The organism is Stenotrophomonas ginsengisoli, from assembly GCF_001431485.1.
GTDB classification, from domain to species: Bacteria; Pseudomonadota; Gammaproteobacteria; order Xanthomonadales; family Xanthomonadaceae; genus Stenotrophomonas; species Stenotrophomonas ginsengisoli.
On sequence record NZ_LDJM01000002.1, the window covers coordinates 1 to 20,583 of the forward strand.

The following is a 20,583-nucleotide window of genomic DNA, read 5'->3' on the forward strand; positions in this document are numbered from 1 at the left end:
TCTTTACTCGGGCACCGGGTGCCGCTCACCGTGTCGATCACCGAGGTACCGGCAGCCACGGTCACGCGGGCCTTGTAGGTCACGGTGTGGGTGCCGATGGCGGCACCGGCCGGCAGCGTGCACACCAGCGGATTGGCGGCATTGCAGCTGAAATCCGGCGCGACGATCGAGCCAGCCACCAGCTCCAGGCCGGTACCCAGGGTATCGGTCAGGGTGGTCGCGGTGACGGTCTTGGCGTCGGTCACCACCACACTCAGGGTGTAGCTGATCTCGTCATTGACCTGGGCCGGAGTGCGCGGTGCAACCGCGCTCTTGCTCAGGGCAACGGTTGGCAGCAGCACCGGATGGGAGGTGGTGCAACTGGCACCGGCCGTACAGGCCGCGCCAGTCACCGTATTGGTGACCGTACCAGTGGCTGCGGCGTTGACCGTGACCTGGTAGGTGAGATCGAGGGTACCGACGGCAGTACCCGCCGGCAGCACGCAGCTCATGACCCTGCCGCTGGCAGTACAACCGGCAGGCAACGGGGTAACGAAGTCGAGCCCTGGCGACAGGGTGTCGGTCAGCGTGGTGGCAGTGACGGTGGCCGCACCGCTAACGGTGGCAGTCAGGGTGTAGCTGATCTGGTCACCGCGTTGTACGGCCGTGCCACTGGCCGGAGTGGCAGCCTTGGCCACAGTCACCACCGGCTGCACCACCGTGCTGGTCACGGTGCTGCTGCAGGACGGGCCGGGCGTACCTTCGGTCGGGCAGCGGGCATCACCACCACCAGCGACCGTGGCGGTATTGACGACCTGCGGCAACGCGGCCGGCAATACGCTGGCGGTCACCGTGATCGGCGGTGCTGCGGCACCGACAGCCACCGCGGCGGTACGCGTACAGACCACCACATTGCTGGGGTTAGAGCAGGTCCAGCCCGTACCTGTGGCCGATACATAGCCCAGGCCAGCAGGCAGGGGGTCACGTACGGTGATCGTCCCGGAGGTTGCCAAGGTGCCGGTGTTGTTGACCTGCAGGGTGTAGATGACGTTGCCACCGACCACCAATGGGCTGGCCGTGGCGGTCTTGCTGATGGCCAGCTGCGGGGAGCCAACCTGATTGGTCACGGCGGAAGAAACGGTGCAGTTGCCCTGCTCGTTCGGGGTGGTGCAACGCCAGCCCGTCGGCGGCGAGAGATAGGCGGTGTTGGTCACCGAGGTCTGTGCAAGCGCACTGCCCGCCATTGCCAACAGGGCAAACACCACCCAGACCCGGCCAGTACGCAACAAATGACGATCCATGTTCACAGCCGACCCCTGCATGCCAATTCAGTCGATTCCCACGGATTTCCGCGGGTACTTTGGGATGCAAGGAAACGTGACCTGGGTCGCACAAATCAAGCGGCTCGCGCCGGAGTTTTGGCGCACAACAGACTGCGAAAAGCTAAACGGGTCATAAAGTGACGCTTAACGTCACATAACAAGCGTCAAATCAATGACTAAAATATGAATGGTAATTAAACGTAAGAGGGATGTCGCGACGGCAACATCTATATGAATACGCATATTTGTGAGCGACTGCGCAAAAGTGTGGGCTTATTCACACTTTCCACGCCATGCTGGTGTTGACGCGAAATTGACACTATCGAAAGCGCCGATGACAACCGCCAGAATTACGTCACAGGCCAGTTTCCGCCCCTGCCCTCCCCCGGCAGAAAGCGTCGACGCAGCGATTGCATCAACGGCGATCAGCAGCGAGGCTGTCGCCATCCCCTTGATGACGCTGGATGCTTTGATGGACACCCGTGAAATCCGCATGACGAACCTGTTCCTGCAGCTGGGCCTGCCCGCCGACGAGGACGCCATTGCCCGCTTCTTCCTCGACAACCAGTTGCCCGAGGAAGTGCCGCTGGCCGATGCGCCGATCTGGAACGAGGGCCAGCGCCAGTTCCTGCGCGAGGCACTCAAGGCCGACGACGAATGGTCGCTGGTGGTGGATGCGCTCAATGAGTCCCTGCACGAGGATGCGGTGAAGGCACGCACGGCCCGCTGAGCACGGCAGGCACGAAAAAGGCCGGGAACTCCCGGCCTTTTGTTTTGCATCCACGCCCACAAGCAGCGGGCTGGCGCTGCGCCGTGATCAGCCGGTACGGCCGATCACTCCGGCATCGTGCAGGGCATCGCAGCCAGCCGTGTCGATCCCCAGCACCTGCTCCAGGACCTGGTCGGTGTGCTGGCCCAATACCGGCCCGGCGGCACGGTACTGTACCGGCGTGGCCGAGAAACACAGCGGGTTGCGGACCATGGCCACGTCCTGGCCACTGGCATGGGGCAGCTCGATGCGCAGGCCGCGTGCCTTGACCTGGGCATCGTCAAAGACCTGGTCGATACGGTTGACCGGGTTGGCCGGCACCACCGCCGCTTCCAGCGCGGCCAGCCAGTGCGCCGCCGGCTGGGTGCGAAGGATGGCCTGCAGCAACGGCACCAGCTCGGCACGCGCCGCCACACGGTCGGCATTGGTCGCATAGCGTGGATCGGCGGCCAGGTCCGGACGCCCGATCACCTCGCAGAAGCGGGCGAACTGGCCGTCATTGCCCACGGCCAGCATGAAATAGCCATCGGCTGCCGGCATCACCTGGTAGGGCACGATGTTCGGATGCGCGGTGCCCTGACGGCCCGGCACCACCCCGCCGACCAGATAGTTGGAGGCCTGGTTGGCCAGCCACGCCACCTGGGTATCGAGCAGGGCCAGATCGATCTGCTGCCCTTCCCCGGTGCGCTCGGCATGGCGCAGCGCGGCCAGGATGCCGGCCACCGCGTACATGCCGGTGAGCAGGTCGGTGGCGGCCACGCCCACCTTCTGCGGGCCACCTCCCGGGGTGCCATCGGCCTCGCCGGTCACGCTCATCAGGCCGCCGATGGCCTGGATCGCCGCGTCATAGCCGGCGCGCTGGGCATACGGGCCGTCCTGGCCGTAGCCGGTGATGGAGCAGTACACCAGCTTGGGGTTGATCTGTTTCAGGCTGTCCCAGTCCAGGCCGTACTTCTTCAGCCCGCCGACCTTGTAGTTCTCCACCAGCACATCGCAATGCACCACCAGCTCGCGCAGCAACTGCTGGCCCTGGGGGGTGGCCATGTCGATGGCCACCGAACGCTTGCCACGGTTGGCGCACAGGTAATACGCCGATTCGCGGGTCGGGTTGCCATCGGCATCGATGAGGAATGGCGGGCCCCAGCTGCGGGTGTCGTCCCCTGCCCCGGGCTTTTCGACCTTGATCACATCGGCGCCGAAATCGGCCAGCACCTGGGTGGCCCAGGGGCCGGCCAGAATGCGCGACAGGTCCAGCACACGCACACCATCGAGCGGCTGCATCATGGCCACCACTCCTTCACCGCCGCCGGCAAGGCGGCCACATGGCCCACGGCCTGCTGGAAGGCCTGTGCCAGCGCCATGAGGGTGTATTCCTCACCGATGCGCCCGACCAGCTGCATGCCGATCGGCAGTTCGCCGGCACCCACCGGCAACGGCACCGACAGGGCTGGGTTGCCGGCCATGTTGGCATAGGCGGTGAGATCGGCCTGGCTGGCCGGCACCGGGCTGCCATGGGCAAAGGCCCGCTGCGGCGCGGTCGGCATGACCAGCACATCGCATCCGGCCAGGTACTGCTGCAGCTGTACCTGGGCGCGATCGGCCAGCAGGGACGCGGCGGCCAGATCGGCCGCGCTCTTGCCCTCGGCCCAGCCCATCAGCTTGACCAGCAGCGGCGAAAACAACGAACGGTCTCCACCCCAGGCCTCGGCATGCTCGATCAGCATTTCCGCTTCGCACATCAGCAGGCCGGCACGCCGTGCCTGGCCGGAGGTGAAGCTCGGCCCCGGCAAGGCCACACGCTGGTGGCCCAGGCCAGCCAGCACGCGCAGGCCGTCTTCGAAAGCGGCCTGCACATCGGCATCGACCTCGGCAGCGCTGCCGAAATCCACCACGCCGATGCGCAGCGCACCGGTCTGCGCCGGCAGGAAATGGATGGGACGCGACTGCGCACAGTCCGGATCGAATGCCGCCAGGGTCTGCAGCAGCACCGGCAGGTCGCGGGCAGAACGGGCCAGCGGTCCAATGTGGTCCAGACGGCGGCACAGTGCCACCGTGCCGCGGGTACTGATCGCTCCCCAGCTGGGCTTCAATCCCACCACACCGCAGTAGGCGGCCGGGATGCGCACCGAGCCCATGGTGTCGGTGCCCAGCGCGGCCGCACACAGGCCGGCGGCCACCGCCGCACCACTGCCACCGGACGAACCGCCCGGGGTATAGCCGTGGCGGTGCGGGTTGTGGCAATCGCCGTAGAACGGGTTGGCGTTGTCCGCGCCCATCGCCGCTTCGTGCATGTTGAGCTTGCCGACAATCACCGCACCGGCCGCGCGCAGGGCCGCCACGGCCGGGTTGTCCTGGGCTGCCGGCACACTGTGCCGGCGCGTGCCCATGCCGGCGGTGGTCACCGCACCGGCCACGTCGATGTTGTCCTTGATCGCCACCGGCACGCCTTCCAGCGCGCGGGCGGTACCGGCAGCAAGGCGCGCATCGCTGATCGCTGCCGCCGCCAGGGCGGCGTCGGCATCGACACTGAGATAGGCATTGACCGCCCCGGCACTGGCCGCGGTGGCGGCCAGGGTCTGGGTCACCAGTTCGACACTGGAAATCTGCCGGTCAGCGAGCAGGGCCCGCTGGTCGGTCAGGTCACGGGCCAGCAGCCCGGCATCGGCATGGCTCACGGCAACGTCCTCAGGCAAAGCGCTTGTCGATCAGGCGCACCGGCTTCTGCCGCACTTCGATACCGGTCAGCGGGGCCAGCGAACCCGGTGCGCACAGCACCACGCTCATTTCCACGCCCAGCTTCTGCTTGAGCAGGCTGCAGAAGGCTGCATTGACCTGGGCATCGTCCAGCGCCGCGGAGGTTTCCACGTGCACGGCCAGTTCGTCGCGGCCGGTTTCATCGCGGCTGGCCATGCAGATGAACTCGCCGGCAAACGCGGCGTGCTCTTCCAGGATCGGTGCCATCGCCTGCGGGAACACGTTGATGCCGCGGATCTTGACCATGTTGTCGCTGCGGCCGAGGAAGCCCTCGATGCGTCGCAGGTTCATGCCCAGCGAAGACGGCGTGGTCAGCACGCGGGTCACGTCATGGGTGTTGAAGCGGATGATCGGGTAGATGTCGTCCTTGTACAGGCAGGTCACCACCATGTCGCCGACATCGCCATCGGCCACGATCTGGCCGTCGTCCACGCCGAGGATTTCCACGTACTGGGCGTCTTCCATCAGGTACAGGCCATCCTGGTCCGGGCCCTGGCCGGCAATCGCACCGGTGTCGCCCACGCCGTACCAGTCATACAGCTCCACCCCGCCCCAGGCCGCCGACAACGACTCGCGCGATTCACGGCCCAGGTGGCCGCAGATCATCCGCACCGGGATGTCCTTGCCCGGCTCCAGGCCCTGCTCGCGGGCCACATCGGCCAGCTTCTTGATGTAATCGGCAAAGCCAACGATGACATTGGTGCCCATGCTCTTCATCAGCTGCACCTGCTGCGCCGAACGCATCTCGATGCCGGTGCCGGCCGAGCAGAACAGGGCCTGGGTGTAATGGGTGACCGCCTCGCGCACGTAGTGGCCGCCGTTGATCATGCCGTGGCCATACACCGAATGGACCACATCGCCCGGCTGCATGCCCTGCCAGCGGTAGAGGCGGGCCAGCAGCAGGCTCTGCACTTCGCGCGAATGCGGCGAGAACACCAGCGGCTGCGGGCGGCCGGTGGTGCCGGAGGTGGTGTGGAACACCAGCGGCTTGCTGCCGGCTTCGGTGCCGTCCTGCCAACCGTGGAAATCGCCCAGCGGCGGATATGCTTCCACCGAGGCCATGATCTCGTGCTTGCCGAACACCGGCAGCTTGGTGATGTCATCCAGGCTCTGGATGTCTTCCGGCTTGATCCCGGCATTGCCCCACAGGCGCTGGTAGAACGGGATCTGCCAGGCACGGGCGACGCAGCGCAGGAACTTTTCGTTCTGCTCGGCGCGCAGCTGCTCGCGGCTGATGGCCTTGAACTTGTCGGTGAAAGCCTGGTCCAGCGGGAACTGCTTGAGCAGCTCCTTGACATCGAACGACTCGAAATACGTGGCGTAGCTCATGGTGCCTCGACGATCAGCAGGTCGACCAGCGTTCGGACATCGGCGATGTCCTCCAGATGGTCAATGTGGGAGATAAGGGTGGAACGGTGTTGCACGTCAAACTCACGCGCGGCGTGATCCAGGCAGTGGTGGAACTTCTCCAGCTGCTGCTCACGGCAAAGGGGGCGCTGCGGCGAACCGATGGCCGCATCACGGTGGTTGTGCAGGACCCGGCCATCGCGCAGGGTCACGCGCATGGACTGCGGCACCAGTGCGTTGGGGTCGCTGCAGTCATTGGGCAGCAGCTGCACTGCCGGGGCAAAGGCGGCCAGGCGCGGATCGGCCAGTTTTCCCGGCGCATAGGCCGACAGGCCGACCTTGCCGTCCAGAAGCACGGTGCCGAGCAGGAACGGCAGGCACAGGCGCGCATAGCTGGTCTGCATGTCGGCGGCATACGGGCGGCCGACCAGGCGGTGCACCAGCGGCGGTGCCAGCAGCTCGATGCCCGCCACGTTGTCCAGGGTCAGGCCATGGGCCGCACGCAGCTCCATCAGCATGTCCTGGGCGGCATGCGCTGCGCCGCCGGTGGGGAACACCTTGTGGCTGACGCTGAGCATCTGCGACTCAGCGCCATGCAGTTTCTGCAGCGACGGGCCGGTATCGAACTGCCCTTCAATCAATGGCAGGTAGCCGAACGGGCCTTCCAGCATGTCCTGCGGGGCCGGGAAACCATTGCGGGCCAGCTCCCAGCAGCTGAGTGCGGCCCGCGAGTTCAGGGCGATCTGCAGGGCCAGGGTCGGCGAGCCTTCCACATGCGCCTGCATGGTGCCGGACAGGTGCGAATAGGTCAGGCCCAGCGCGTTGCGCACGGTGGCCTGGTCAGCAGCGTACAAGTGGGCGATGCCGGCCGTGGCACCGAGCGCACCGCACATGGCCGGACGGAAGAAGCGCATCGGCGCCCGCCCGCTGATGCCCAGCAGGGTGGCCACATCCACTGCCACGTTCAAGGCACTGATCAGGGTGCGGCCATCCACCACGCCCAGGCCACGGTTGGCCTTGTCTTCAGCCGCGGCGATCAGGGCCGAGGCGATCACCGCCATCGGGTGCACCACCGCCGGCATGTGCACGCAATCAAATTCCTGGCAGTGGATCTGCCAGCCATTGACCATCGCCGCACTGGCCGCCGGCAGCGGTTCACCGGTGACCCAGGCCCGCGCCGCATTGCCACTGCCGTAGCTGGCCGCACTGGCACGCACCGCGGCGGTCAGCGGCACCTGGGTACCGGAGCCGGAAATGCCCACCGCCAGCGAGTCCATCAGGAACACCTTGCTGGCCGCTACCGCCTCGGCGCCGAGGTGGTCAAAACGCAGCGTGACAGCATGCTGCAGCAGGGCATCGGTCAGTGACATGGGCTTACCTGTGACAGCAACGGAGTGAGGGTATCCAGCGTGCCGCCTTCGGCCAGATTGCGCACTTGGACGATCAGCGCATGGGCCAGGCCGGGCTCCACCCCGCCCCACTGCGCCAGCTCCATCGCCTTGGTGTCGATATCGGCCGGGTGCATCGGCTGCTCCGGGTCACCCCAGGCATCGACGCGCTGGGCCTGCAGCACACGGCCATCGGCCAGCTGCACCCGCACGTTGGCACCGTAATGGGCCGGGAAGCGCGCCGAGCAGGCCGCATCCTCGACAACCTGCACAGCGCTGCGCAGGCGTGCAATGGCCGGATCAGCGCAGGCCGCATCGGTGTAATGGGCCAGCACCGGGGTGCCATGGGCACAGATCGCCGCCAGTGCGTGCTGCAGGGAAAATTTGGCCTGCAGCGCAGTCTGCGGCTCGGCCCGATCGCAGAAGCGCAGGGCCTCGGCATAGGTGGCCACCTCGATGGCCACCACCTGGGCGCCATCACCGGGACGGCCACTGGCCAGTGCATCGTGCAGGGCATCGATGGCCGGGTGCGCATGCCGGCAGGCCGGCCACGGTTTGAGGCTGGTGCTGTGGATCAGCCAGTCCGCCTCTGCGGCCACCACGAGGGCCGGCTCGGCCTGCGGTGCAGTGGCGGCGAACAGGCCCTGCTCGCCTTCCAGGATGTAGCGCGGACCGCGCAGCCCGGCCTGGGCCAGCAGCGCGGCCTGCCAGCCGCTCTGCGCGGCCTGGGCGTTGTGCAAGGATTTGGTCGGCACGCTTTCATGGCGCATCTGCCACAGCCCGCCGGTACGACTGCCTGCCGTGCCCAGGGCATCAGCGGTCTGCGTTGCGTCCAGCCCCAGCACCGAGGCGGCGGCCGCGGTGGCGCCGAACGCGCCGGCGGTGGAGGTGGGGTGCCAGTAGCGGTAATGCGAGGTGCCCAGCGCGCGACCAACACGGATGGTGGCCTCGTAGCCACGCACGATCGCATCGAGCAGGTCATGGCCGTTGCCGTTCTGGCGCTGGGTCGCGGCCAGGGCCACCGGAATCACCACCGGGCCCGGATGCAGGATCGCCGCGCGGTGCACGTCATCCATCTCCAGCACATTGCCCAGCGCGGCATTGATCAGCAGCGCATCGTGGATGTCGTGCTGGCCGGCCGACAAGGCCGTGCACGGGCCCGGCGCGCACGAGGCCACCACGCCCTGCAGCTGCTGTGCCAGCGGGCCGCGCAAACCACCCAGGGCACAGCCCAGCCAGTCCACCAGCAGGGCCGCGGCACGTTGCCGCGCAGGCGCATCCACCGGCCGCTGCAGTTGCGTTGCCAGCTGTTGCACAAGCGAAGGAGAAGCCACGGTCATCACGGATTCCTGGATCAAGAAGCGGCACGACAAACGGCGCATGGGCGCCCGTCCAGGTTTTGATGATAACCAACTTTGTCCGGACATATCATATGATCCGCGCATTGGACCCACATTGGATGTTTGTATGCCGCACGTGCTGGACAGCTCCCGCTTCCTGGATTACATCCGCGCTGCCAGCGAGGTGTATGCCCCCGGCTGCGCTGGCCATTCGCTGCTGTTCCAGCAGTGGCTGCAGGCCGAACCGCAGGCCAGCGCCGGCACCCGCTACAGCGGCGTGCAGATTCCCACGGTCAACCGTTTCGACTTTGCCGGCCTGCACCCGCAGGCACGCCAGCGCACCATCTTCCTGTCGGCCGAACTGCGCGCCAGCTGGCTCGATGGCCGGGTGGATTACCTGCCGCTGACCTACAGCGCCACCTGGCGCTGGCTGCGCGATACCGCGCGCTTCGACGTGGCCCTGGTGCAGGTGGCACCGCCGGATGAAAACGGCAACTGCTCGCTGGGCATTGCCTGCGACTTCACCCCGGCCGCCTGGCCCAATGCACGCATCGTGCTGGCCCACATCAACCCGCTGATGCCGCGCACCCGTGGCCCGTCCATTCCCTACAGCGCAATCACCGCGGCCATCGTGGCCGAGGCGCCGCTGCTGGAAGTACCCGATCCGGCCGCCGATGGCGCCATGGATGCGGTGGCCGAGCGTGTGGCCGGGCTGATCGGCGATGGCGCGACCCTGCAGCTGGGCCTGGGCCGGCTGCAGTCGGCGGTGCTGCGTGCGGTGGCTGACCGGCGCAACCTGCGCATCCACAGCGGCATGGTCTCCGATGGCCTGCTCGGCCTGTATGAATCCGGTGCGCTGGCCGATGCCGAGGATGCCGTGGTGGCCGGCGTGGCCCTGGGCACCGACGCGCTGTACCGGGCCTGCGAACGCATTGCCTTCCGCGAGGTCGGCTACACCCATGCCGCCGCCACACTCGGCAAGATCGACGGCCTGCACGCCATCAACAGCGCGCTGTCGGTGGACCTGCTGGGCCAGGTCAACGGCGAATTCCTGTCCGGCAAGCAAATGAGCGGGGTCGGCGGCCTGCCCGATTTCATCCACGGTGCTCGCCAAACCGTGGCCGGGCGCGGCATCATTGCCCTGCCTGCCAGCACCCCGAAGGGGCAATGCCGCATCGTGCCGATGCTGCCCGCTGGACCGGTAAGCCTTGCCCGCGTGGATGCCGACTGCATCGTCACCGAGCATGGCGTGGCTGACCTGCGTCATCTGGATGTACACCAACGTGCTGCCGCCCTGATCGCAATCGCCGCCCCCGAGCACCGTGAGGGCCTGGCCAGTGCCTGGCATGACCTCTCACGGACTCTCTAGTACAAGGATCTGGTTCCACATGACTGGCACGCGCCGAAGCAAACCCCGTTACGCCGAACTCGGCGATGAGCTGCAGGCAGCAATCGAGAAGGGCGAATATCCGGTCGGCACCCTGCTGCCGACCGAACTGGAGCTGTGCGAGCGCTTTCAGGTCAGCCGGCATACCGCCCGCGCCGCCCTGGCCCAGCTGATCAGTGCCGGCCTGGTGGACCGCCGCCCCGGCGCCGGCACCCGGGTCATCGCCCAGAACGTGGCCATGCGCTACGAGCACGAGATCGACACCGTCGACCTGCTGATGCAGTACGGCAACTCCACCCGCCTGCAGGTGATCACCGCCCAGCGCCTGCCGGCCACGGCCGAGGTCGCCCGCCAGCTGGAAATTGCCGAAGGCAAGGATTACCTGCGCCTGTACACCCTGCGTCTTGAAGAGCCCAGCCGGCAGCCGCTGGCGGTGACCGAGATGTGGGTGCCGGTGCGTACCGGGGTGCCGGTGGACAAGCTGCTGGACGTGGCCAGCGCGGCCCGTGCGGTGGCCCGCTTCCTGGAGCCGAGCAAGCTGTCACGGGTGGAGCAGGTGTTTGATGCCACCTCCTTCAGCACCGAGGACGCACGCCAGCTGAGCATCAAGAAGAGCGAGCCGGCCATGCGCGTGCAGCGCCGCTACCGCGATGCCCAGGGCAAGATGCTGATGATCGCCACCAGCCTGCATCCGCCGGGGCGCTTTGCCTATTCGATGGTGCTCTCGCGCAACCATCGCTGAGCGGCGCAACAGGCACAAAAAAGCCGGCAACTGCATGCAGTGCCGGCTTTTTTGTGCCCGGCCTTGGCCGGTGGTGCAGCCGGCCGATGCGTCCGGGGGAGGGAACGACACATCGGGCGGTCTGCCACCACCGCGGCCTGGCAGCAGCCAGGCCGGCCAGGGCTTACTTCTTGAACAACAGGGCCAGCACGTTCGGACGCAGCGCCATGCGCATCATCTGGCGGAACTCGGCCGGGGTCAGCGAGGTCTTGCACTGCATCATGCCGGCCACACCGTTCATCACCAGAAGACCGTCTTCGGCGGTGACTTCGTTGATGCGCACATCCAGCTTGGTCATCGGGGTCACGACCTTCATGCTCAGCCCTCCCAGTTGGCCAGGCCGACGATGCCACGGCCCGCAGCGCGGCCGGAGATCATCGCTTCGGTCAGGTAGGAACCGTTCTGGTACAGGTCGGAGAACATCGAGCCCATTTCGCCGGCTTCATACAGGCGCGGGATCGGCTGGCCGGCGTGGTCGAGCACTTCGGACTTGATGTTGCGGCGGGCACCACCACCGGTGCAGACGATCACCGGGTCGATGCGCACGCCGTAGAACGGACCCTGTGCGATCGGCTGCAGGGTCAGCGGATTGCGGTCGAACACTTCGTCCTTGCCGGCGGCGCAGGCGGCGTTGTAGCGGTCCACTTCGGCGCGCAGCTTGGCCGGGTCACGGCCGATCAGCACGGCCAGTTCCTCGATGGTGTCGGCCTTCTGGATCCAACCCTTGGCGATTTCGGCCGAGTTGTCGTCCGACCACTGGTAACCACGCACCACCGGGTTCCAGCTCATCACTTCCACCACCAGCTTGTTGTACTGGCAGGTGTTGTGGTCAAAGATCATGTGCACCGGCTGCGCACGGTAGTGCGGGGTGTCCACCCAGTGGCCGTGTTTCTTTTCCTTGTAGTGGGTCAGCTGCAGCTCGGCGGTTTCGTTGTAGAAACGCTCGGTGTTGGCGTCCACTTCGATCCAGCTGAAGCTCTGCCAGAAGAACTGGCGCAGGAAGCCGTTGACGAACCCTTCCGGCTTGAAGCCCGGCCAGATACCGCCGGACTGGCCCTGGTTGCGCATGTGCCACAGGTCGGCACCGGCCTTCTGCAGGATCTTGATGCCGTCGCCGGTGTTGTGCGGGGTGCCCAGCGGGGCCGGATTGGCCAGGCCGAAGTAGTTGCGCTGCATGTCCAGGTTGGCTTCAAAGCCACCGGTGGCCATCACCACGCCCTTGTTGGCGCGGATGTTGACGCGCTGGCCATTCTGCTCGGCAACCACGCCGAACACTTCCAGGCTGTCCGGGTCCTGGACCAGGTCCTTGACCGGCGATTCAAAGGCGATCTGGATGCGCGGGCGCTGGCGGATGTTCTCGCGGAAGGCCAGGTACACGCCCGAAGGCAGCGGCAGGATGGTGGCGGTGCAGTGCACGGCCTCGCGGGCACCGAATTCCGGGAATTCCAGCACCGCATCGCGCTCGGAGAAGCCGGTGCCATGGATGTACTGGGCGCCGGCCTGGGCGGCACGCTCCTGGATCCACGGTTCCAGCGCTTCCATGGCCTCGGACCACGGCACCAGCATGTCTTCCGGGATCGGGTTGGCCACGCTCATCTTGCGCTGGTATTCGGCCAGCACCTTGGCGTTCTTGGTGATCAGCAGCGACTGCCCGGCCACGCGGCTGTTGCCGCCGGTCTCGGCTTCCGGTGCCTTTTCCAGGATCAGGATGGACAGGTTCGGGTCGGCATCATGTGCTTCGATGGCCGCGCTCATCGCCGCCAGGCCGAAGCCGCCGATGACGAGGTCGTACTGCTGGTCCCACTGCTTTACCGAATTCAAGCTGGCCATGATCCCTCCCGGGAATGTTGCGAATGTCCGTACTTTTGGACATGACCGTACATATCGCCAACCAATTTGCGTACGATCCACAACCAATGGTTGTTGATGGATGGCACCGATGGACCTGCGTCAGCTGCGTTACTTCCTCGCCGTGGTCGAAAACGGCAGCTTTACACGGGCCGCGGCGGCCACCGGGCGCACCCAGCAGGCCCTGAGCAAGGGCATCACCGCGCTGGAGCAGCAACTGGGAGAACGCCTGTTCGCACGCGGCACCCGCCAGGCCCAGCTCACCGATGCCGGCCGCCTGCTGCTGGACCACGCCCGCACCGCCGATGAGGCCGTGCGCCGCTTCGAGGACCGCCTGACCGAGATGCAGACCGGCAGCGAAGGCCAGGTGCGCATCGGCACCGGCCCTTCCACCGCCGGCTCGCTGGTAGCCCCGGCAGTGTTGGCCCTGCGCCGGCACTGGCCGAAGATCGGCGTGCATGTGGTCGGCGGCATCGCCCCGGAGCTGCAACCGGCCCTGCTCGCGCGCGAGCTGGACGTGGTGGTGACCCTGCACACGGCAGGCGAGGACACGCCGGACCCGCGCATCCACAGCGAAGTGCTGATGCATGACGAGTACCGGGTGGTGGCCAGCGTGCGTCATCCCTTGGCACGCAAGAAGAACATCGACCCGGCCCGGCTGATCGACCAGCACTGGATCTTCGGCCGCCGCCTGGGCGCGGTGGAGCTGGCCTTCCGCCAGCATTTCCTCGATGCAGGCCTGCAGCCACCGGCCAACACCATGGAGACCAGCTCACCGGAGTTCCTGCGTGCACTGGTACGCGAAGGCAGCTACCTGACCCTGCTGCCCAGCCGCCTGGCCCAGGCCGAACTGCTCACTGGCCAATGGGTGGCGCTGGATGTACCCGGAGTGCTGTGGCAGCGCCCGGTGATGGCCTATACCCGTGCCGGCGAACCGCAGAGTGCCCCGTTGGCCCGCCTGCTGCAGGCCCTGCGCAATGCCGCACAGATCGCCGGGATGCGCGAACTGGTCTGAGCAGCGCCGCCCGCTGCCCCGGGCAGGCCCTGTGCCGAGGCTGTCAACGCAGTGACTGCTGCAGGGCCTTCTGGGCGTACATCCGCGCATCGGCGCGGGCCAGCAGCGCATCACTGTGCTCGCCCGGCCGGTAGCGGGCAACGCCCACCGAGCCGGTGACCATCAACGACTTGCCGGCATGGGTCATCGGCCCGAAGGCGCCACCGATGCGCTCGCGCAGCCAGCCTGCGGCATCGGTGTCCTGGACGATCACCACAAACTCATCGCCACCGGTACGGGCAATGAAGGCGTCCTCGCCCAGGCAATGGCGCAGGCGCCGGCCCAGTTCGCGGATCAGGCGATCACCGGCCGAATGGCCATGCGCATCGTTGACCTGCTTGAAGTCATCCACATCAATCAGGGCCAGGGTCAGTTCGGGCGCCTCCTGCGCAGCCAGGCACTGGCCCAGGTACTGGTCAAACCCACGCCGGTTGGCCAGCCCGGACAGCGCATCGGTACAGGCGGCGGCCTGCAGTGCCGCGGCCTGGGCCTCCTGCAGCCGCGTACGCTCGGAGACATCGACAATGATCTCCAGGTCGTAGGCAATGCCCTCCACCACGGTGCGCTGGGCCGAAATCAGGGTGGAGATGACCCGGCCATCGGCATGGCGGATGTTCACCGGCTCGCCCACATAGCCGCCCTCGGCCTCCAGTTGCCGGTTGCGCCGGGCAAAACCCTCATCGACCACCGCCGCCACATTGGCCACCCGGGCCTGGCACAGCTCGCTCCAGCTGCGCCCGACCAGATCCAGATAGGCCTGGTTGACCTTCAGGTAGCGTGCGGCTTCGCCGTCGCTGCTGGTGATGGCAATGGCGATCGGGGAAAACTCGAACATCCGCACCAGCATCGCGGTCAGGATGTAGGGCGAATTGACGTCCACCTGCGGTGATTTCAGGCAGGCGCAATCGCACGGCAATGCCGGGCTTGATTGCAGCAGTGTCAGCTTCATTGTCCATCTCCCCCCGAGTTTGCCGCCGCGCCGTCACCGGCCCGCCCGCGCGCAACGGCATGAACGGCGAATCTAGCGCCAATGCCAGCCGCATTTGTGAAGATGATCACAAAACCACGCCACCTCCGCGGGTACGCATGCAGCACTCATCCCCTGCCTGCCACCGCCGGCCATGACACCTGGCCCCATTGCCGACTGGCCTCACTATTGATCGAATAGACGCCTGTTCACCTTCGCGGGATGTCGCATGTTGTCGTGGCGTGGTTATGGTCTGCTCGGCATCTTGCTGCCGATCCTGTGCATGGCAGTAATGGCCTTGGTGCTGGGCGATATCAGCCACCCGGCCAGTGCCGGGGTGTTCTGGGGCCTGCTGCTGGCCAGCTGCCCGCTGTTGTGGGTGCTGGGCAGGCGCCTGAATGGCGATGCCGAACCCGGCGACGAACCGCACCGCTTCATGGGCCTGGCCCTGCACAAGGTACCGCTGCTGTATCTGGGCCTGTTCGTGCTGTACCTGCTGGGCAAGGCCCTGCAATGAGCAGCGATTTTTACACCCTGTACCGTCGCAACCGCCTGCGTGGCGTGCTGCTGTTCCTGAGCCTGGCCTGCCTGGTCGGTTTCATTGCCGATGTGGTGGACCGCCATGCCTTGACCGGCGGCATCCCGGCCACGGTCACCCGTGCTTCCACCTTCACCACCCAAGCCAACCAGTGGTTTGCCAGCGGGGATGGCCAGCTGGATGTGCGCATCACCCCGGACAGGGGCACCGCCTTTGTCTATCCGCTGCTTTTCAGCCGCGCTGATATCGAGCACCTGCTGGCCGACGGCAGCCTCCGCATCAAGTACGTGGCCGACCGCCCGGCCCGCCACTGGCGCGACGGTGAGCCGCTGCCGCCGCTGGACTGGTACCTGCTGGGCCTGAGCCTGTTGTTGGCCGGTGTGTTCGGCCTGTCACTGAGGATGCGTTGAACATGCCCGCCCACCCACACACCTGCCTGGTGGCCATCCTGCTCGGCCTGGCCCTGCTGTGCCCTGCTCCGGCTTGGGCGCGTGGCCCGTTGCTGGCTGCCAGTGCCGGCCCGTCACCGGCCGAACGCATCGGCCTGCGCTCGATGCGCCTGCCCGCCGGCAGTTTTGCCATGGGTGGCTGCAACGGCAGCAGCTGCCAGCCCGATGATGCCCGTGCGCAACCCGAGGAAGGCCCGCCCACCCGGGTGCAGGTGCCCGGCTTCATCCTCGGCAAGTTCGAGATCACCCTCGGCCAGTACCTGACCTTCATCCAGGCCACCGGTGCCCAGAAAACCCTGCATCCGCACTTCCATGACTACAACACCCGCGGCCCGGATGCGCCGGTGGTGCTGGTCAGCTGGAAGGATGCGCAGGCGTTCGTGGCCTGGCTCAACAGCGCCGGCCGCGGCGGCTGGCGCCTGCCCACCGAAGCCGAATGGGAATATGCCTGCCGTGCCGGCGGGCGCCACCTGTACTGCGGCAGCAACAATGCCGATGCGGTGGCCTGGTACTCCGGCAATGCCGACCATGGCACGGGCATCAACTGGCAGCAGCCGGTCGGACGCAAGCCGGCCAACCGCTTTGGCCTGCATGACATGAGCGGCAATGTGGCCGAATGGGTACAGGACTGCTGGCACGACAGCCATGCCGGCCGTCCGGCCGATGCCAGCGCGCGCAACGATGGCTGCCGCGCCGGTGACGGCTTTGCCCGGCGTGTGGTGCGCGGCGGCGCACATGACCTGCTGCACTGGCTCAGCCGGGCCAGCGCGCGGCGGGCCAGCAATGCCGGCGGGGCCGACACCACCAGCGGCTTCCGGGTCGCCCGCGACCTGCCGCCTGCCTGAGCAATGCAGTGCCATGAAGCCCTTGCCACCTGCAGCCACACCGCCGCTGCAAGCGTCCCGAAGGCCCTTGCTGTACCGTGCAGGCAGTCTTCCACCCGGGTGTACCTGAGGAAAGCCTTGCCTGCATTGCTGCCGGGCGGCACCTGCCTTGCCCTGGCCACCACCGCGCAGGCCCAGCCCGGCCCGCCCCGCTCGCCCTGGGGCATCGGTGTGGCCGCGGCGGTGTCTGACAGCGTGCATGCCGGTGAGGGCACCCGCGTGCTGCCGATCCCACTGCTGTCCTACGAGACTCCGCGCTTCCATTTCCGCGGGCTCACCGCCGGCTGGCGGGTGGCCGGTGACGACGCACTGGAAGTGTCGTTGCTGGCCAAGGCCCGCCTGGACGGGTTCGATGCCGATGACCTGGGCCGCCGCCAGCTTGCTGCCAACGGGGTGGATCGCAACGGGCGGTCTGACCGTGACAAGGGCCTGGACCTGGACCTGGACCTGGACCTGGGGATGGACTGGAGCAGACGCGGCGGCAAGTTGCAGCGCGAGCTGCTCAGCGATGCGACCAACCGCAGCGGTGGCCATGAAATCCCGCTGCAGTACGGCTACCCGCTGCGTATCGGTGCGACAGCGCTGACCCCGCAGATCGGTGCCAGCTGGCAGTCGTCCGACCTGGCCAACTACTACGGCACGCTGGAACGCGGGATCACCCGCAGTGCACCACGCTACCGCCCCGGGACCGTCACCGTGCCGCACCTGGGCGTGTCGCTGCTGCGCCCGCTGGGCACGCGCTGGGCCCAGGTCGGCAATGCCCGCTACAGCCGCCTGCCCTCGGCACTGGCCGACAGCCCGCTGGTGCATGCCGGCACCGATGGCCCGCTGTCGCTGTTTGTCGGCGTCTCTGGCGGCTTCACCCCGTGCTGGGTGCGCCCGGATCAAGCAACGGCCGCCTGCCGGCGCGGGTGAGCGGACGGCAGGCGCTCACACCCGCAGGGCCAGATGGCGCAGGGCATCGGCACTGCCGATCACCCGCAGGCGCGGCAGGGCCAACTCCTCGCCCAGGTAGGCGGCATTGGCCCCGCCCAGCCAGACCGGGATGTCCGCATGCAGTGCCGCATCCAGGCTGCGCAGCTCATCGAGCACCTGGCCGGCATGGGCCGGGTAGATCGAGCTGATCGCCACGGCCGCGGCCTGCACCCGGTTGGCCACCCGCGCCAGCTCCACTGCCGGCAATTCGGCCCCCAGGTACAGCACCGGCACCCCGGCATCGAAAGCCTGCAGGGCCGCACCGATCAACCCCAGCTGGTGCTGCTCGCCGGGCAGGGTGGCAAACAGCACGCGGGCTTTGTGCTCGCGTGGGTGCTGGTTGAGGATGGACAGCAGGCGGGCCTGCAGCAGGCTGCTGACCAGGCGCTCCTGGGCAATGGCCAGGCGGCCATCGGCCCAGCGCACTCCCACCTCGTGCAGCAGCGGGTTGACCAGGCGCCCGATCAGCACCGACAACGGCAAGGTGGCGATGGCCACGGTCAATTCGCGGTCAAATACATCCACCTGGTAATCGGCAATGGCATCGAGCATGCGCCCGGGCAGGTCATCCACCGCACCGTAGGCCAGTTGCCGGCTGTCCTCCAGCAGGCCCTGCAGGGCAGCATCGTCCAGCGCCGCCAGACGGCTGATGGCATGGCCACGGTCGGTGAGCCGGTACAGCAGGGTCAGCCGCTGCAACATCGCCGCGTCGTAGCTGCGCCGCCCCTTGTCGTCGCGGTGCGGCACCACCGCCGCGTAGCGGCGCTCCCAGGCGCGCAGTGTTTCCGGGGTGAGGCCGGTCAGCCCGGCAGTGGCTTTGACGGAGTACATGGCCAAAATGTACAGCCTTTGTACAACCCAGTGTTGTACGAATTTATAACTGCAACCACCACAGACTGGGCCCACGTTCCCAACTGGTGTTGCCACGATGAACCTGCACAACCTGATCACCGCCAAGACCCTGCGCATCCTTCCCCTGGCACTGGGCATGGCCCTGGCCGCCCCGCTGGCCATGGCCGCCGGCACCGGTGGCACCCACGCAGCCCCGGCACAGAGCCGTGCCAGCGCCGACATCGTGGACACCGCCGTGGCGGCGGGCCAGTTCACCACCCTGGCCGCCGCACTGAAGGCCGCAGGCCTGGTCGACACCCTCAAGGGCAGCGGCCCGTTCACCGTGTTTGCCCCCACCGATGCCGCCTTTGCCGCCCTGCCGGCCGGCACCGTGGAAAACCTGCTCAAGCCGGAAAACAAGGATCAGCTGGTGTCCATCCTGACCTACCACGTGGTGCCCGGCAGCGTGCCGGCCGCCACGGTGGTGACCCTGAGCGAAGCGGCCACGGTCAATGGTGACAAGGTGGACATCCGCACCGCCAACGGTGAGGTGATGGTCGATGGCGCCAAGGTCACCACCGCTGACGTGGCTGCCAGCAATGGCGTGATCCACGTCATCGACAAGGTGCTGATGCCCGGCAACTGAACCTCCCCCACCCTTGTAAATGCGGAGATGCACGCATGAAGTTCCTCAACGTCCTGACCCTGGTGCTGGTGATCGTTGGTGGCATCAACTGGGGCCTGGTGGGCGCTGCGCAGTTTGACCTGGTCGCCGCGCTGTTCGGCGGTCAAGACGCGCCCCTGGCTCGAGTGGTCTATGTGTTGGTCGGCCTGTCGGCCTTGTGGCAGCTGGTCGTGCTGCTGACCGGCAAGCGCGCCCACCGCTGATAGATCGTTGTACCGTCATTGCCGGGTCAATCCCCTGCCCGGCAGTGTCAGCGCCCTGGCCATCCCGCGCTCCCCTCGCGGGGTGGCCATCTTCAATGCAAAAGGCAGTGGCCAGGACGCCCCGGCCACTGCCTTGTGTGCTGCACACTGCCACACCGCAGGGCTCAGTAATCCTCGTCCTCGGCAGCGGCCTGACGGCCCTGCTCGCGGATCAGCGCCATCTCGCGGGCGTCGTTGATCGCCTCGCGCACGCTGTCCAGGTCCACCGCGCTCTCATCCGGGGTGTACTCGCCGGTGAGCACGGTATCCGGGAACAGGTCACCGGCCTGGAACAGCTCCCACATCTGCTCACCGAACCAGGTGTCCAGCAGCTCGGGCGCGCTGCGGCCCAGAAACGCGGTGAGGTTGTTGACGTCACGCAGCAGCATGTTGCGTGCGGCATTGTTGCCGGCCGCGCTGACCACCTGCGGAAAATCGATCACGATCGGGCCATCCGGGCCCACCAGCACGTTGTAAGGCGACAGGTCACCGTGGATCAGGCCGCAGCAGAGCATCTTCTTGATCTGCTCCAGCAACACCGCGTGGTACTGGCGCGCCACCTCGGCCTCCAGCTCCACCTCGCCCAGGCGGGCGGCACTGAAGCCTTCGGCATCGGTGACCAGTTCCATCACCAGCACGCCATGGAAGTAGCCGAACGGCTCGGGTACGCGTACACCTGCCGCACGCAGTTGGTACAAGGCATCGACCTCGGTGTTCTTCCACTCCGCTTCCTGCTGCTTGCGCCCGTACTTGCTGGATTTGGCAATCGCGCGCGCCTCGCGGCTGCCGCGCACCTTGCGCCCTTCCTGGTATTGCACGCGCTGCTGGAAGCTGCGCTGGGCCATGTCCTTGTAGACCTTGGCGCAACGCACCTCGTCACCACTGCGCACCACGTACACGGCCGCTTCCTTGCCGCTTTTCAGAGGACGCAGGACCTCGTCAATCACGCCGTCGTCAATCAATTCCTGGAGTTGGGCCGGTGTCTTCACTGTGTCTCGCAAGCAGGGCCGCGGCAGCGGCGTGGTGGTCAAGGCTCCATTGTT

General features: G+C 67.0%; 21 protein-coding genes and 1 pseudogene. 10 read left to right on the forward strand and 12 right to left on the reverse strand.

All coding sequences use genetic code 11. The features are described 5' to 3' along the window. Positions 1-1,280, reverse strand: a 1,280-nt coding sequence (locus ABB30_RS00150; RefSeq protein ID WP_161808796.1) for a DUF7507 domain-containing protein, incomplete at its 3' end; no start/stop codon positions are given. A 294-nt stretch (positions 1,281-1,574) separates the two neighbouring features. Next, positions 1,575-1,781 carry a hypothetical protein gene (locus ABB30_RS15980; RefSeq protein WP_152980461.1) on the reverse strand — a complete coding sequence of 69 codons (207 nt, stop codon included), beginning with the start codon at positions 1,779-1,781 and terminating at the stop codon, positions 1,575-1,577. Between ABB30_RS15980 and ABB30_RS00155 the strand changes: the two genes are divergently transcribed. Continuing rightward, positions 1,774-2,031: a DUF2789 domain-containing protein gene (locus ABB30_RS00155; RefSeq protein ID WP_057636282.1), complete on the forward strand. Its 258-nt coding sequence runs from the start codon at positions 1,774-1,776 to the stop codon at positions 2,029-2,031. The genes ABB30_RS15980 and ABB30_RS00155 overlap by 8 nt on opposite strands. Positions 2,032-2,118: 87 nt before the next feature. Here the strand turns inward: ABB30_RS00155 and ABB30_RS00160 are convergent, their stop codons facing one another. The 5 genes from ABB30_RS00160 to ABB30_RS00180 are packed head-to-tail and all read right to left on the reverse strand — an operon-like array spanning position 2,119 to position 8,941. After that, on the reverse strand, positions 2,119-3,354 hold the full coding sequence (locus ABB30_RS00160; RefSeq protein WP_057636283.1) for a CaiB/BaiF CoA transferase family protein: 1,236 nt from the start codon (positions 3,352-3,354) through the stop codon (positions 2,119-2,121). Beyond that, positions 3,351-4,745, reverse strand: coding sequence for an amidase (locus ABB30_RS00165; protein WP_057636220.1), 1,395 nt, complete (start codon positions 4,743-4,745; stop codon positions 3,351-3,353). The genes ABB30_RS00160 and ABB30_RS00165 overlap by 4 nt, the downstream gene beginning before the upstream one ends. A gap of 10 nt (positions 4,746-4,755) precedes the next feature. Continuing rightward, entirely contained in the window at positions 4,756-6,153 is a 1,398-nt protein-coding gene (locus ABB30_RS00170; RefSeq protein WP_057636221.1) for a phenylacetate--CoA ligase family protein, read from the reverse strand. Further along, positions 6,150-7,541: an MmgE/PrpD family protein gene (locus ABB30_RS00175; protein WP_057636222.1), complete on the reverse strand. Its 1,392-nt coding sequence runs from the start codon at positions 7,539-7,541 to the stop codon at positions 6,150-6,152. The genes ABB30_RS00170 and ABB30_RS00175 overlap by 4 nt, the downstream gene beginning before the upstream one ends. After that, complete coding sequence (locus tag ABB30_RS00180; protein WP_057636223.1) at positions 7,532-8,941, reverse strand: MmgE/PrpD family protein; 1,410 nt, start codon at positions 8,939-8,941, stop codon at positions 7,532-7,534. Before ABB30_RS00180 ends, ABB30_RS00175 begins: the two co-directional genes overlap by 10 nt. An 85-nt stretch (positions 8,942-9,026) precedes the next feature. Between ABB30_RS00180 and ABB30_RS00185 the strand changes: the two genes are divergently transcribed. Beyond that, positions 9,027-10,268 (forward strand): acetyl-CoA hydrolase/transferase family protein, encoded by a 1,242-nt coding sequence (locus ABB30_RS00185; RefSeq protein ID WP_057636224.1) that lies wholly within the window; start codon positions 9,027-9,029, stop codon positions 10,266-10,268. A 19-nt stretch (positions 10,269-10,287) separates the two neighbouring features. Further along, positions 10,288-11,028, forward strand: coding sequence for a GntR family transcriptional regulator (locus tag ABB30_RS00190; protein WP_057636225.1), 741 nt, complete (start codon positions 10,288-10,290; stop codon positions 11,026-11,028). 163 nt (positions 11,029-11,191) lie between these two features. Here ABB30_RS00190 and ABB30_RS00195 read toward each other — a convergent pair whose 3' ends face one another. Continuing rightward, positions 11,192-11,383 carry a hypothetical protein gene (locus ABB30_RS00195; protein WP_057636226.1) on the reverse strand — a complete coding sequence of 64 codons (192 nt, stop codon included), beginning with the start codon at positions 11,381-11,383 and terminating at the stop codon, positions 11,192-11,194. Positions 11,384-11,385: 2 nt separating this feature from the next. Then, positions 11,386-12,897 (reverse strand): FAD-dependent oxidoreductase, encoded by a 1,512-nt coding sequence (locus ABB30_RS00200; protein ID WP_057636227.1) that lies wholly within the window; start codon positions 12,895-12,897, stop codon positions 11,386-11,388. Between the two features lie 109 nt (positions 12,898-13,006). On the opposite strand from ABB30_RS00200, the gene ABB30_RS00205 reads away from it, so the two are divergent. Further along, a complete protein-coding gene (locus ABB30_RS00205; protein WP_057636228.1) occupies positions 13,007-13,930 on the forward strand; it encodes a LysR family transcriptional regulator in 924 nt (307 codons plus the stop codon). Positions 13,931-13,973: 43 nt separating this feature from the next. Here ABB30_RS00205 and ABB30_RS00210 read toward each other — a convergent pair whose 3' ends face one another. After that, positions 13,974-14,918 carry a sensor domain-containing diguanylate cyclase gene (locus ABB30_RS00210; protein ID WP_083489584.1) on the reverse strand — a complete coding sequence of 315 codons (945 nt, stop codon included), beginning with the start codon at positions 14,916-14,918 and terminating at the stop codon, positions 13,974-13,976. A gap of 247 nt (positions 14,919-15,165) precedes the next feature. Between ABB30_RS00210 and ABB30_RS00215 the strand changes: the two genes are divergently transcribed. From ABB30_RS00215 to ABB30_RS00230, 4 genes are all read left to right on the forward strand, one after another. Next, positions 15,166-15,453: a hypothetical protein gene (locus ABB30_RS00215; RefSeq protein WP_057636230.1), complete on the forward strand. Its 288-nt coding sequence runs from the start codon at positions 15,166-15,168 to the stop codon at positions 15,451-15,453. Then, a complete protein-coding gene (locus ABB30_RS00220; RefSeq protein WP_057636231.1) occupies positions 15,450-15,884 on the forward strand; it encodes a hypothetical protein in 435 nt (144 codons plus the stop codon). The genes ABB30_RS00215 and ABB30_RS00220 overlap by 4 nt, the downstream gene beginning before the upstream one ends. Positions 15,885-15,886: 2 nt before the next feature. Next, positions 15,887-16,768, forward strand: a complete 882-nt coding sequence (locus ABB30_RS00225; RefSeq protein ID WP_057636232.1) for a formylglycine-generating enzyme family protein — start codon at positions 15,887-15,889, stop codon at positions 16,766-16,768. Between the two features lie 117 nt (positions 16,769-16,885). Next, a complete protein-coding gene (locus ABB30_RS00230; RefSeq protein WP_161808797.1) occupies positions 16,886-17,722 on the forward strand; it encodes a MipA/OmpV family protein in 837 nt (278 codons plus the stop codon). Between the two features lie 15 nt (positions 17,723-17,737). Here the strand turns inward: ABB30_RS00230 and ABB30_RS00235 are convergent, their stop codons facing one another. After that, positions 17,738-18,613, reverse strand: coding sequence for a MerR family transcriptional regulator (locus ABB30_RS00235; RefSeq protein ID WP_057636234.1), 876 nt, complete (start codon positions 18,611-18,613; stop codon positions 17,738-17,740). Between the two features lie 97 nt (positions 18,614-18,710). Between ABB30_RS00235 and ABB30_RS00240 the strand changes: the two genes are divergently transcribed. Beyond that, on the forward strand, positions 18,711-19,259 hold the full coding sequence (locus ABB30_RS00240; protein WP_169788477.1) for a fasciclin domain-containing protein: 549 nt from the start codon (positions 18,711-18,713) through the stop codon (positions 19,257-19,259). A gap of 35 nt (positions 19,260-19,294) precedes the next feature. Continuing rightward, a pseudogene (locus tag ABB30_RS00245) lies at positions 19,295-19,535 on the forward strand (DUF378 domain-containing protein); the annotation flags it as partial. 130 nt (positions 19,536-19,665) lie between these two features. Here ABB30_RS00245 and ABB30_RS00250 read toward each other — a convergent pair. Beyond that, the gene (locus ABB30_RS00250; protein ID WP_057636236.1) at positions 19,666-20,529 is read right to left on the reverse strand and encodes a PA4780 family RIO1-like protein kinase; all 864 of its coding nucleotides are present in this window, start codon (positions 20,527-20,529) and stop codon (positions 19,666-19,668) included. Positions 20,530-20,583: the final 54 nt, after the last annotated feature.